At 68.9% G+C, this 11,864-nt stretch carries 11 protein-coding genes; 8 read left to right on the top strand and 3 right to left on the bottom strand.

Annotated features, from left to right (window positions below):
- Positions 1 to 109: 109 nt before the first annotated feature.
- Genes wrbA through WT26_RS10550 form a run of 4 tightly spaced genes read left to right on the top strand, consistent with a single transcriptional unit; the run spans position 110 to position 3,462 of the window.
- The gene (gene wrbA, locus WT26_RS10565; RefSeq protein ID WP_069272819.1) at positions 110 to 724 is read left to right on the top strand and encodes an NAD(P)H:quinone oxidoreductase; all 615 of its coding nucleotides are present in this window, start codon (positions 110 to 112) and stop codon (positions 722 to 724) included.
- Positions 721 to 1,122, top strand: a complete 402-nt coding sequence (locus WT26_RS10560; protein WP_069272818.1) for a DUF2069 domain-containing protein — start codon at positions 721 to 723, stop codon at positions 1,120 to 1,122. Before wrbA ends, WT26_RS10560 begins: the two co-directional genes overlap by 4 nt.
- Positions 1,123 to 1,142: 20 nt before the next feature.
- Positions 1,143 to 2,564, top strand: coding sequence for an FAD-binding oxidoreductase (locus WT26_RS10555; protein ID WP_069272817.1), 1,422 nt, complete (start codon positions 1,143 to 1,145; stop codon positions 2,562 to 2,564).
- 25 nt (positions 2,565 to 2,589) lie between these two features.
- Complete coding sequence (locus WT26_RS10550) at positions 2,590 to 3,462, top strand: metallophosphoesterase (protein ID WP_069272816.1); 873 nt, start codon at positions 2,590 to 2,592, stop codon at positions 3,460 to 3,462.
- 14 nt (positions 3,463 to 3,476) lie between these two features.
- Here the strand turns inward: WT26_RS10550 and WT26_RS38015 are convergent, their stop codons facing one another.
- Both WT26_RS38015 and WT26_RS10545 read right to left on the bottom strand, forming a co-directional pair.
- Positions 3,477 to 3,632 (bottom strand): hypothetical protein, encoded by a 156-nt coding sequence (locus WT26_RS38015; RefSeq protein WP_196774791.1) that lies wholly within the window; start codon positions 3,630 to 3,632, stop codon positions 3,477 to 3,479.
- Positions 3,633 to 3,751: 119 nt separating this feature from the next.
- On the bottom strand, positions 3,752 to 4,693 hold the full coding sequence (locus tag WT26_RS10545) for a LysR family transcriptional regulator (RefSeq protein ID WP_069272815.1): 942 nt from the start codon (positions 4,691 to 4,693) through the stop codon (positions 3,752 to 3,754).
- 157 nt (positions 4,694 to 4,850) lie between these two features.
- Between WT26_RS10545 and WT26_RS10540 the strand changes: the two genes are divergently transcribed.
- The 4 genes from WT26_RS10540 to WT26_RS10525 are packed head-to-tail and all read left to right on the top strand — an operon-like array spanning position 4,851 to position 9,781.
- Positions 4,851 to 6,473 (top strand): efflux transporter outer membrane subunit, encoded by a 1,623-nt coding sequence (locus tag WT26_RS10540; RefSeq protein ID WP_081333724.1) that lies wholly within the window; start codon positions 4,851 to 4,853, stop codon positions 6,471 to 6,473.
- A 15-nt stretch (positions 6,474 to 6,488) separates the two neighbouring features.
- Positions 6,489 to 8,693 carry an FUSC family protein gene (locus WT26_RS10535; RefSeq protein ID WP_069272813.1) on the top strand — a complete coding sequence of 735 codons (2,205 nt, stop codon included), beginning with the start codon at positions 6,489 to 6,491 and terminating at the stop codon, positions 8,691 to 8,693.
- A complete protein-coding gene (locus WT26_RS10530; protein ID WP_011351756.1) occupies positions 8,690 to 8,893 on the top strand; it encodes a DUF1656 domain-containing protein in 204 nt (67 codons plus the stop codon). Before WT26_RS10535 ends, WT26_RS10530 begins: the two co-directional genes overlap by 4 nt.
- Before the next feature lie 12 nt (positions 8,894 to 8,905).
- Entirely contained in the window at positions 8,906 to 9,781 is an 876-nt protein-coding gene (locus tag WT26_RS10525) for an HlyD family secretion protein (protein WP_059526821.1), read from the top strand.
- 21 nt (positions 9,782 to 9,802) lie between these two features.
- Here WT26_RS10525 and WT26_RS10520 read toward each other — a convergent pair whose 3' ends face one another.
- Positions 9,803 to 11,458: a methyl-accepting chemotaxis protein gene (locus WT26_RS10520; RefSeq protein ID WP_069272812.1), complete on the bottom strand. Its 1,656-nt coding sequence runs from the start codon at positions 11,456 to 11,458 to the stop codon at positions 9,803 to 9,805.
- Positions 11,459 to 11,864 lie beyond the last annotated feature (406 nt).

Genomic DNA, 11,864 nt, shown 5'->3' with positions numbered 1-11,864 from the left:
ACCGCGCCGCCGCGCTGCGCGACGGCTTCAGCCCCTATAATAGCCGCTCGATTCCAGCAGGGGCCGACTGCACCGGGCACGCGCGCGGCCGCACGCGGTTCCGTCGCCCATGAAAGACATCCTCGTCCTCTATTACAGCCGTCACGGCGCCACGCGCGATCTTGCGCTCGCGATCGCGAACGGCATCGACAGCGTGCCGGGCATGCAGGCCCGCATCCGCACCGTGCCGCCCGTATCGGCCGTCTGCGAAGCCACCGCCCCCGACATCCCCGCCGACGGCCCGCCGTACGCGGAACTGCGCGATCTCGAGGAATGCGCGGGCCTCGCGCTCGGCTCGCCGACCCGCTTCGGCAACATGGCCGCCTCGCTCAAGTATTTCCTCGACGGCACCACGCCGCAATGGTTGTCGGGTGCGCTGACCGGCAAGCCGGCCAGCGTGTTCACGTCGACGGGCAGCCTGCACGGCGGCCAGGAATCGACGTTGCTGTCGATGATGCTGCCGCTGCTTCATCACGGCATGATGATCGTCGGGATCCCGTACACGGAATCCGCGCTCAGCACGACGCGTACCGGCGGCACGCCGTACGGCGCATCGCACGTCGCGCAGCACGATCGCTCGGCCGCCGGCGGGCTGTCCGCGGACGAAAAGGCGCTCGCGGCCGCGCTCGGCGCCCGGCTGGCCCGCACGGCCAGCGCCCTCGCCGACGCGCAGGCCGCCGCATGAACCCGCCCGAACCCGCCGCCCGCCCCGCTCCGGCCGCCCGGCCGTGCCATGCGCTGGCCGCCGCCGCGTGCCTCGTCGCGCTGATCGCGCTGTCGCTCGCGTGGGAGCTGCGGCTCGCGCCGCTGCGCCCGGGCGGCTCCGCGCTGATGCTCAAGGCCATCCCGCTCGCGCTCGCGCTGCCCGGCGTCTGGCGGCGTAACATCTATACGATGCAGTGGGCGAGCATGCTGATCCTCGTCTATTTCGCCGAAGGCGTCGTGCGCGGCATGTCCGATCGCGGGCTGTCAGCGACGCTCGGCTGGTGCGAAACCGCGCTCGCCGCCGGTTTCTTCGTCGCGGCGCTGGCATACGTCGCGCCGTTCAAGCGCGCGGCGAAAAAGTCGCGCGCCGCGTCCTGACCCTTACGCGACCGACCGCCATGAAATCTTCCGAAGCTTTCGTTTCCGCATGCCGCGAGGCGATCGGCGCCGATCATGTGCTGACCGACCCGCACGATACCGAACCGTTCCTCACCGACTGGCGCCGCCGCTACAAGGGTGCCGCGTGCGCGGTGCTGAAACCCGCGGACACGGCCGAGGTCGCCGCCCTCGTGAAGCTCGCGAACCTGCACGGCATCGCACTCGTGCCGCAAGGCGGGAACACCGGCCTTGCCGGCGGCGCCACGCCCGACACGAGCGGCAGCCAGGCCGTGCTGAGCGTCGCGCGCCTGAACCGCGTGCGCGCGCTCGATCCGCACAACAACACGATCACCGTCGAAGCCGGCGTGATTCTCGCCGACGTGCAGGCGCGCGCCCGCGAAGGCGGCCGGCTGTTCGCGCTGAGCCTCGCGGCGGAAGGCAGCTGCACGATCGGCGGCAACCTGTCGACCAATGCGGGCGGCACCGCGGTGCTGCGCTACGGGAACGCGCGCGAGCTGTGCCTCGGGCTCGAGGTCGTGACGCCGCAGGGCGAGATCTGGGACGGCCTGCGCGGACTGCGCAAGGACAACACGGGTTACGACCTGCGCGACCTGTTCATCGGCGCGGAAGGCACGCTCGGGATCATCACGGCGGCCGTGATGAAGCTGCATCCGCTGCCGGCCGCGCAGGTCACGGCACTCGCCGCGCTCGAATCGCCGCACGCGGCGCTCGATTTCCTCGCGCTCGCGCAGCGCGCGGCCGGGCCGCTCCTGACCGGCTTCGAGCTGATGTCGGATTTCTGCATGCAGCTGGTCGGCAAGCACTACCCGCAACTGCGCTACCCGTTCGCGCAGACGCACGCGCAAACGGTGCTGCTCGAACTGTCAGACAACGAAAGCGAAGCGCATGCGCGCGCGCTGTTCGAGAAACTGATGGAGGAAGCGTTCGAGGCCGGGCTCGTGGTCGACGCGGTGGTCGCGGAGAATCTCGCGCAATCGCGCGCGTTCTGGGATCTGCGCGAGCACATCCCGCTCGCACAGGCCGACGAGGGGCTCAACATCAAGCACGACATCGCGGTGCCGATTTCGTCGATCGCGCGCTTCATCGACGAAACCGACGCGGCGATCCAGCAGGCCGCGCCGGGCGCGCGGATGGTCACGTTCGGCCACCTCGGCGACGGCAACCTCCACTACAACGTGCAGATGCCCGAAGGCGGCGATCCGAAGGCGTTCCTCGCCGCGTTCCAGGCACCGATCAACCGGATCGTCTACGACAACGTGCACCGCCACCACGGCACGATCAGCGCGGAGCACGGAATCGGCCAGCTGAAGATCGACGACGCGCAGCGCTACAAGTCCCCGGTCGAAACGACGCTGATGCGCACGCTGAAGACCGCGCTCGACCCGCGCGGCCTGATGAATCCCGGCAAGGTCCTGCGCTGAAGCCACTTGTTTCGGAGCGACGTTCGTGAAAATCCGCGTCCTGTCCGACCTGCACCTCGAGAGCAACCAGCCCGACGCGATCGCGCATGCCGACGCGGATCTCGTCGTGCTGGCCGGCGACATCCACAATCATGCGGAAGGCCTGCGCTGGGCCGCCGAAACGTTCGATCCCGCGGTGCCGGTGATCTACGTGCCGGGTAACCACGAGTACTACGACGGGGAATTCGGCGCGCTGGAGACGGCGATGCGCGATGCGGCGCGGGCGCTCGACAACGTGCATTACCTGAACAACGACGTCTACGTCGATCCCGGGCAGCGGTTCCGCGTGCTCGGCACGACGCTGTGGACCGACTTCGCGCTGTTCGGCGCAGATGACGCGAGCGTAGCGCGCGCGATCGACGCGGCGTCGCGCGTGATGCTCGATTTCAAGGGCTTGATCCAGGTGACCTGGCCGCATGACGCGGCGGTCCATGCGGGTAGCGATGCGCCGGAACGCGGCGCGGAGCGCGATTTCACGCCGGCCGATGCGCTCGCGCTGCACCGCCGGTCGCGGGCGTGGCTCGAGGCACAGCTGGCTGTGCCGTTCGCCGGCACGACGATCGTCGTTACCCATCATGCGCCGCACCGGCGCTCGCTGGCGCAGCGCTATGCGCAGGATCCGGTGTCGGCCGGGTTCGTCAACGATCTGGCGGGGCTGGTGCGCGCGCCGGTCGCCCTCTGGGTGCACGGCCACACGCATACGTCATTCGACTATGTGGCGGACGGTGGCACACGCGTGGTATGCAACCCGCGCGGCTACATCCACCGGCGCACCGGCGAACGGGAAAACACCGCGTTCACGTGGGACAAGGTCGTGGTGCTTGGCGGGGCGGCCGACCGCGAGGCGGCCAGCCACTAGACCGCCCCGCCGCTTCAGCGCCCGAGGCGGCGCGCGGCCTCCGACGCCGACCGCACCCGGACCGGCGCCGGCTGCAGCCGCGCCTTCATCGCGCGCAGCAGGTCGCGCGACGCGACGGCGCCGATCACGCCGAACAGGACTCCAAGGCCGATCATCAGGTGCGTATCCATTGCTGCTCCGTATTGCTGCAGATCACTCTGAGCCAGACAGTATCAAACTGTCCGCCGGACGACCGTAAAAAAATGTTGCGTGAAGGACAAATCTCGTCAGATTTCGCGATCCCGCGACATCATGTCGCACGCGTGTACTGTTCGAGCGCGGCTTCGTCGGCTGCGAGCGTGGCCGGCAGCTCGTCGCGCAGGAAATCGACCCAGGTACGGATTTTCGCGTCGAGATACTGGCGCGACGGATACAGCGCGTAGATGTTCATCACGTGCGAACGGTATTCGGGCATCACGCGCACGAAATGGCCGTTGCGCAGGCCGGCTATCGCCGAATAGAGCGGCAGGCCGCCGATCCCCATCCCTTCGCGCACGGCCGCGGCGAGCGCCTCGGCGACATTCACGCGAAACGGCGGCGCCGGCAGTGCGACATGCTCGTCGCCGTTCGGCCCCGAAAGCGCCCATTCGTCGAAATGAAAGCCCGGCGCGACCATCCCGAGACAGGTGTGACGCGCGAGATCCTGCGGCTGTTGCGGCACGCCGTGCCGCTCGAGGTAGCGCGGCGACGCGCAGACGACACTGTACGATTCGCCGAGCCGCTGCGACACGAGCCCAGAATCCGGCAGGTCGCGGCCGACGACGATCGCGACGTCGTAGCCCTCGTCGAGCAGGTCGGGCATCCGCTGCGCGAGCGTCAGCTCGACGTGCACGTCCGGATAGCGCTCGCGATAGCGCGCGATGGCCGGCACCAGGTAGTGCTGGCCGAGGCTCGTGAAGCAATGCACCTTCAGCTTGCCCGACGGGCGCGCATGCGCGTCGCCCGCCTCGGCTTCGGCCTGGTCGACATACGCGAGGATCTGCTCGCAGCGCTGCAGGTAGCGCTCGCCGGCTTCGGTCAGCGCGATCCGGCGCGTCGTGCGGTTCAGGAGGCGCGTGCGCAGGTGCGCCTCGAGATCCGAGACCGCGCGCGACGCGTAGGCAGTGGTCGAATTCATCTGCTGGGCGGCCGCGGTAAAGCTTCCCGCGTCGACCACGCGGACGAATACCCGCATGTTTTGTAACGTATCCATCCCAATACCCGTGAGAATCGGGGAGGATTGTTACACGCTCGCTAGCAAATATTATCTCAGCTTTTGTAAAAATGACTTGCACCCTTGTCCGTATATTCAGGAATCGCTGAAAAATATAATCGCATCCGACTCATCTATATCCGAAAGGGAGAAAATCGTGCAGTCTCCGGCGACAAAAGGGACGCTCGCACTGGCGGTTCTTGCAGTCTCATTAATAATGGCCGGTTGCGCGAGCATGGGCGACAACCACACCCAGTCCACTCGCATCGAAGCGAACGCGCTCGACGCCGGCGCGGCCATCCGCGCCGCCGACCGCGATGCGGGATGGCCCGCGGCCGATTGGTGGCGCGCGTACGGCGATCCGCAGCTCGATGCGTGGATCGTCGCCGCCCAAGCCGGCAACCCGACCCTCGCGGCCGCCGAGGCGCGCGTGCGCGAAGCGCAGGCGATGGCGCGCGTCGCCCGCTCGGCCGAACTGCCGCAGATCAACGGCAACCTGTCGCTGATGCGCGAGCACTGGCCCGACAATGTCTTCTACGGCCCGGGCCCGCTCGCGAACGCCGACACCTGGAACAACACCGGCACACTGGGCCTGTCGTACCACCTCGACCTGTGGGGCAAGGACAAGAACGCGACCGAGCGCGCGCTCGACACCGCGCACGCGACCGCCGCCGACGCACGCGCGGCGAAGCTCGAGCTCGAAGTCAACGTCGTGCGCGCGTACGTCGGCATGTCGATGAACTACGCGCTGCTCGACCTCGCGCATGAAACGTTCGAACGCCAGCGTTCGCTCGCCGATCTCGCGCGCAAGCGGCTGCAGGCCGGCCTCGGCACGCAGCTCGAAGTGAGCCAGGCGGAATCGACGCTGCCCGACTACGAGCGCCAGATCGACAGCTACGAGGAAGCGATCCAGCTCGCGCGGCACCAGCTCGCCGCGCTGGCCGGCAAGGGCCCGGGCGCCGGCGATGCGATCAAGCGGCCGCAGCTGTCGCTCCACGCACCGGCCGGCTTGCCGTCGGCAATGCCGGCCGACCTGCTCGGCCGCCGCCCCGACGTCGTCGCGGCGCGCTGGACGGTCGACGCGCAGGCGCGCGGCATCGACGTAGCGAAAGCGTCGTTCTACCCGAACATCGACCTGCTCGCGACGGTCGGCGGCTTCGGCGTGACCGCGCCGTTCACCGACTTCCTGCGCGCGATGAACGGCGGCTGGACGGCCGGCCCCGCGCTGTCGCTGCCGATCTTCGAAGGCGGGCGGCTGCGTGCGCAGCTCGGCGCGGCGAACGCCGGCTACGACCAGGCGGTCGAGCGTTACAACCAGACGATCGTCGGCGCGCTCAAGGACATCGCCGACCAGGTCGTGCGGATCCGCTCGCTCGATACGCAGAAGAAGGACGCCGCGCGTTCGGTGGCCGCCAACGACCGCAGCTACCAGCTGTCGCGCGAAGGCTTCCGCCGCGGGCTGACCGACTACGTGAACGTGCTGGTCGCGCAACAGCAGTTGTTGCGCGCGCAGGAGACGGCCGCCCGCATCGATGCGGAACGCCTCGCCGCGCACGCTCAGCTGATGGCCGCGCTTGGCGGCGGCGTCGAGACGGGTGAGGATGTGTCGGGCGTCGCTACGTCGGGCGTCGCTACTTCGGGCGCCGGAGCGTCGGGCCCCAAAGCATCGGCCGCCACCTCGGGCGCCAACGCGCCGGCTGCCGCTGCGTCGAATCCGAAAGCCGGCGGCGCCGCGCCGCAAGCACGCGCCGACGCGGCCCGCGCGCCGGCGGCCCGGTAACGCGGAGCGTTCGTCATGCCAGCCACCTCCTCCGCCTCCCCGCCCGCCGGCCGTCCGCCGTCCGCGTGGCTCGCCGCGTTCGGCGACTGGGCCCGCACCGACGGCGCCGCGTGGCTCTACCTGTTCAAGGCGCTGCTCGCGGCCTTCATCGCGCTCGGCGTGTCGATGCGGCTCGACCTGCCGGCGCCGAAAACGGCAATGACGACCGTCTTCATCGTGATGCAGCCGCAAAGCGGCGCCGTGCTCGCGAAAAGCTTCTACCGGGTTGCCGGCACGATCTTCGGGCTCATCGCGACGCTCACGTTCGTCGGGCTGTTCCCCCAGCAGCCGCAGTTGTTCCTGCTGGCGATCGCCCTGTGGATCGCGCTGTGCACCGCCGGCGCCGCGCGCAACCGCAACTTCCGCAGTTACGGCTTCCTGCTCGCCGGCTATACGACCGCGCTGATCGGCCTGCCCGCGTCGCAACACCCGGATGGGGCATTCATGAGCGCGATGACGCGGGTCTCCGAAGTCATCATCGGGATCGTGTCGGCCGGCGTCGTCAGCGCGCTCGTGTTTCCGCGATACACGGGCGAACAGATGCGCACGACGGTGCGCAAGCGCTTCGGCAGCTTCGTCGACTACGTCGCATCGGCGCTGTCGGGCCAGCTCGACCGCGCACACATCGAGACCATCCATACGCGCTTCGTCGCCGACGTGGTCGGCTTCGAGGCCGCGCGCAGCATGGCCGTGTTCGAGGACCCGGACACGCGCATGCGCAGCGGCCGCCTCGCGCGGCTGAACAGCGAATTCATGAGCGCATCGAGCCGCTTTCACGCGCTGCACCAGCTGATGAACCGGCTGCACGCGGCCGGCGCGCAGGCCGCGATCGACGCGATCGAGCCGTATTTCCGCGAGATCGCGCCGCTGCTCACGCGCGATGGCGAACCCGTGCGCACGTCGATCGACGCCGCGCACTCTGCCGAGCAACTGCTCGCATGGCGCGACGCGCTGCCGCGCCGTATCCGCGCGACGCGCGCGGAACTCGAAACGCAGCCCGACTTCCCGCTGCTCGACTTCGATACGGCCGCCGAACTGCTGTACCGCTTCATCACCGACCTGCAGGAATACGCGGCGACCTATGCATCGCTCGCGACCGCGACGCACGAGCGCGAACGCTGGATCGAACGCTACGAGCCGCGCACCAACAAAACGGCCGCCACGATCGCGGGGATCCGCACCGCGACGGTGATTCTCGCGCTCGGCTGGTTCTGGATCGAGACCGCGTGGCCGAGCGGCGTGATGCTGGTGCTGAACGCCGCGGCGACCTGCGCGCTCGCGTCGTCGGCGCCGCGCCCGACCGCGATGGCCGCGCAGATGGGCATGGGCACGGCGCTGGCCGTTTGTACCGGCTTCCTGCTGACGTTCGGCATCTACCCGCGGATCGACGGCTTCGTCCTGCTGTGCGCGGCGCTCGCGCCGTTGCTCGCGATCGGCATCTACATGACGCTCAAGCCGAAGCTCGCGGGCTACGGCGCCGGCTACCTGATCTTCTTCTGCTTCCTCGCCGGCCCCGACAGCATCACGCACTACGATCCGACGAGCTTCATGAACGACGCGCTCGCGCTCCTGTTGTCGATGCTGGTATCGGCGATCGCGTTCGCCGTGCTGTTCCCGCCGACCGCGCCGTGGCTCAAGAAACGCCTGTTCGCCGACCTGCGTCACCAGGCCGTCGCGGCCTGCCACGCGCGGCTCGCCGGATTGCGCACGCGCTTCGAGAGCGGCGCGCGCGACCTGATGTACCAGGCGCATACGCTGTCGGCCGACCAGCCCGACGTGCAGCGCGACACGCTGCGCTGGATGTTCGCGGTGCTCGAAACCGGCAATGCGGCCATCGACCTGCGCGACGAACTCGCGGCGCTGCCGGCCGCCCCGCACTACGCGCCGGAAACGCCGTGGCGCCGCGCGATCGAGACGATGCGCGACACCCTCTCCGCGCTGTTCGAGAAACCGGCCGCGGACCGCTTCGACGCGACGCTCGCGGCCACCAACGCGGCGATCGACGCAACTCGGCAGGCGCTCGCCGCGCTGATCGCGCTCGCGCCGACGCGCGAGGAACGCCACCGGCTGCAGCGCATCCTGAGCCATCTGCATTTCGTGCGCACGGCACTGCTCGATCCCGAATCGCCGCTCGCGTCGCTGAACCGCGGCCGCGCACCCCAACCAGGAGCCTCGTCATGATGCCGCGTGAAATCGCCATTCTCGATGCCTACATGCCCACGGTGGTGCTGATGTTCGTCCTCGGCGCGCTCGCGACCTGGGCCGTCGACCGCCTGCTCGCCTATACAGGCCTCTACCGTCTCGTCTGGCACCCGTCGCTGTTCCGGGCCTGCCTCCTCGTCTGCATTTGCGGCGGACTGAGTCTTGCCGTTTACCGTTGATTCCGAACCATCATGATTCTCAGAAAACTCTTCGGCTTCGTCGCGACCGCCGTCATTCTTCTCGTCGCGATCCTGATCGGGCGCTCGCTGTGGGTGCACTACATGGACGATCCGTGGACGCGCGACGGGCGCGTGCGCGCCGAGATCGTCAACGTCGCACCGGACGTGTCGGGCGCGATCGTCGAACTGCCCGTGCATGACAACCAGCTCGTGAAGAAAGGCGACCTGATCATGCAGATCGACCCGTCGCACTACCAGATCGCGGTCGAGCAGGCGCAGGCGGCCGTCGCCGCCCGCCGCGCGGAACTGCAGATGCGCCGTGACGATGCGGCGCGCCGCGCGGATCTCGATGCGCTCGTCGTGTCGAAGGAAAACCGCGAGAACGCCGCGCACAGTGCGTCGAGCGCCGATGCGCAGTACCAGCAGGCGATCGCCGCGCTCGATGCCGCGAAGCTCAACCTCGAGCGCACGCGCGTCGTCGCGCCGGTCGACGGCTACATCACGAACCTGCAGACCTTCAAGGGCAACTACGCGGTGGCCGGCCAGGCGAAACTCGCGATCGTCGACAGCCACTCGTTCTGGGTCTACGGCTACTTCGAGGAAACCAAGCTGCCGCGCGTGAAGATCGGCGCGCCGGCCGAAATGCGGCTGATGAGCGGCGGCGTGATGAAGGGCCACGTCGAAAGCATCTCGCGCGGCATCTACGATCGCGACAACCCGCAAAGCCGCGACCTCGTCGCGGACGTGAACCCGACCTTCAACTGGGTGCGCCTCGCGCAGCGCGTGCCGGTGCGCATCAGGATCGACGAAGTGCCGGCCGACGTGGTGCTGTCGGCGGGTACGACCTGCACGGTCATCATCGATCCCGACAAGCCGAAGAAGTCGTAATGTCCGAACGGTCGGCGGCGCTCAGGCCGCGAGACGAAAGCGCCCGACCAGCGACTTCAATGCCTGCGCCTGCTCGTCGAGCGCATTCGCCGCGGCGGCCGCCTGCTCGACGAGCGCCGCGTTCTGCTGGGTACCGGCATCCATCTGCGTGACCGCGCGGCCGATCTCGTCGATCCCCGCGCTCTGCTCGTCCGACGCGGCGGAAATTTCACCGATGATGTCGGTCACGCGTTTGACCGCGCGCACGACGTCGCCCATCGTGCGACCCGCATCGTGCGCGAGCGCCGCACCGTTCGCCACTCGCTCGACCGACGCGCCGATCAGCGCGCGGATCTCCTTCGCCGCGGTCGCCGCGCGCTGCGCGAGCAGGCGGACTTCACCCGCGACCACCGAGAAGCCACGCCCCTGCTCGCCCGCGCGTGCGGCCTCGACCGCCGCGTTCAACGCGAGAATGTTGGTCTGGAACGCGATTCCCTCGATCGTGCCGATGATGTCGCGGATGTTCTTCGCGCTGTCGTCGATCTCGCTCATCGTCGCGACGACCCGGTTGACCACCTCGCCGCCCGCCTCCGCGACCGTCGACGCGTTCTCCGCGAGCGCGCTCGCCTGCCGCGCGTTCTCGGCGTTCTGCCGTACGGTCGACGTGAGCTGCTCCATGCTGGCCGCGGTGCGCTCGAGCGCGACGGCCTGCTGCTCGGTGCGTTTGGACAGGTCGAGATTGCCCGTGGAAATCTCGCCCGACGCGGCCGCGATCGCCTCGGCGCTGACGGCGATCTCGCCGACGGTCGCCGCGAGCCCCGTCTGCATCTCGGCCAGCGCACGCACCATGCTGTCGCGGTCGTGCCGGCCCAGCGTGATCGGTCGCGTCAGGTCGCCGCGCGCGATGTCCGCGGCAATCGCCTTGGCATGCGCGGGCTCGCCGCCGAGCTGCGACGCGAGACGGCGCACGACGCGCTCCGCGATGACGATCGCCAGCACGATCAGCGCAACCGTCATCGCCGCGATCATCGCGAACGACGACGAGAAAATGGTGGCGGACGCATCGAGCGTCGCCTTCGATTTCGCACCGCGCGTCTTCACGAGTTCGGCGACCAGTTTCTCGAGCTTGCCGGTTTCGACCAGCAGCGACACGTCCTGCGTGCCGACCTGCCAGTTCATCTGCGACAGGTCGAGCGGCTGGGCCTGCACGAGCGCGACGAAATCGCGCAGATGCGCGCTCCACGTACCGACCGCCGTCGAGAATGCGCGCAGCCGCGCCGAATCGTCGACGTCGGCCGGATCCGCATAACGCTGCAGCGTGCCGAGCGCCTGGCCGATCGACGCGAGCCCCGCGCCCACCTCGGCGCCCAGCTCGTCGCGTTCCTTCGCGGTGGTCGCGGTCAGCAGCATCTTCTGGGCCCGGCTCGCGCGCAGCACTTCGGCCCGAACCTCCTCGGCCGCGCGGCTCGCGACGTGACCCTGCTCGTAGACGGACGCGATCGACGCATTCAGCCGGCTGATCTGCCAGAGCGAAAACATGCCGATCGCCAGCGTGCCGGCGAGCAGGATCGCGAATGCGGCGCGCAACGTCGCCTTGACGCTCCAGGGTTGGCGCGCACGCCGGGCGGCACGCTTGGCGCCGTCGCCCGGCGCGTCGACAGGAGCGCCCGCCTGCGGACGCAGTGAAGCTGCATTCATCGATAGAGTCCCCATTTTGATCATGCTGCCGGAAAGGTCGGGTCCGGCGGCCGGCGCTCCAGCGTCACCGCGATGGCTGTCGCGCCCGCGCGTCCGCCCCGGCGCGGCTCGTGGCCGGCGTCCGGAACAGCGCGCCCGTCTGGTTATTTCGTCGGTTCTACGGCAGCCGGCGGCATTCCTTGAGTCCGGTGAAACGCGCATCCGGCACGACGCAGCCCGACACGGCACACACCGCCAGCGTTATACCCGGTCAAAAAGGCGCGCGAGCGGCGATGCGCCCCTCAATGTCTGATTTGCGACAAAACTTGGCCGGACATTCACAACGCGCCACATTACACTCGCTTGACGCTGCAACGATCCAAACGCGCCGTCCGCACCGAGCGCGTCCCGCTACCCCAACCCGCTC

This window comes from Burkholderia cepacia (assembly GCF_001718835.1).
GTDB classification, from domain to species: Bacteria; Pseudomonadota; Gammaproteobacteria; order Burkholderiales; family Burkholderiaceae; genus Burkholderia; species Burkholderia cepacia_F.
This window is presented reverse-complemented; position numbering and strand designations above follow the sequence as displayed.

Bases quoted from the DNA above. Each gene is read 5' to 3' on its own strand.
- wrbA (WP_069272819.1), top strand. From the start codon at position 110: ATGAAAGACATCCTCGTCCTCTATTACAGCCGTCACGGCGCCACGCGC.
- WT26_RS10560 (WP_069272818.1), top strand. From the start codon at position 721: ATGAACCCGCCCGAACCCGCCGCCCGCCCCGCTCCGGCCGCCCGGCCG.
- WT26_RS10555 (WP_069272817.1), top strand. From the start codon at position 1,143: ATGAAATCTTCCGAAGCTTTCGTTTCCGCATGCCGCGAGGCGATCGGC.
- WT26_RS38015 (WP_196774791.1), bottom strand. From the start codon at position 3,632: ATGGATACGCACCTGATGATCGGCCTTGGAGTCCTGTTCGGCGTGATC.
- WT26_RS10545 (WP_069272815.1), bottom strand. From the start codon at position 4,693: ATGGATACGTTACAAAACATGCGGGTATTCGTCCGCGTGGTCGACGCG.
- WT26_RS10535 (WP_069272813.1), top strand. From the start codon at position 6,489: ATGCCAGCCACCTCCTCCGCCTCCCCGCCCGCCGGCCGTCCGCCGTCC.
- WT26_RS10530 (WP_011351756.1), top strand. From the start codon at position 8,690: ATGATGCCGCGTGAAATCGCCATTCTCGATGCCTACATGCCCACGGTG.
- WT26_RS10525 (WP_059526821.1), top strand. From the start codon at position 8,906: ATGATTCTCAGAAAACTCTTCGGCTTCGTCGCGACCGCCGTCATTCTT.
- WT26_RS10520 (WP_069272812.1), bottom strand. From the start codon at position 11,458: ATGAATGCAGCTTCACTGCGTCCGCAGGCGGGCGCTCCTGTCGACGCG.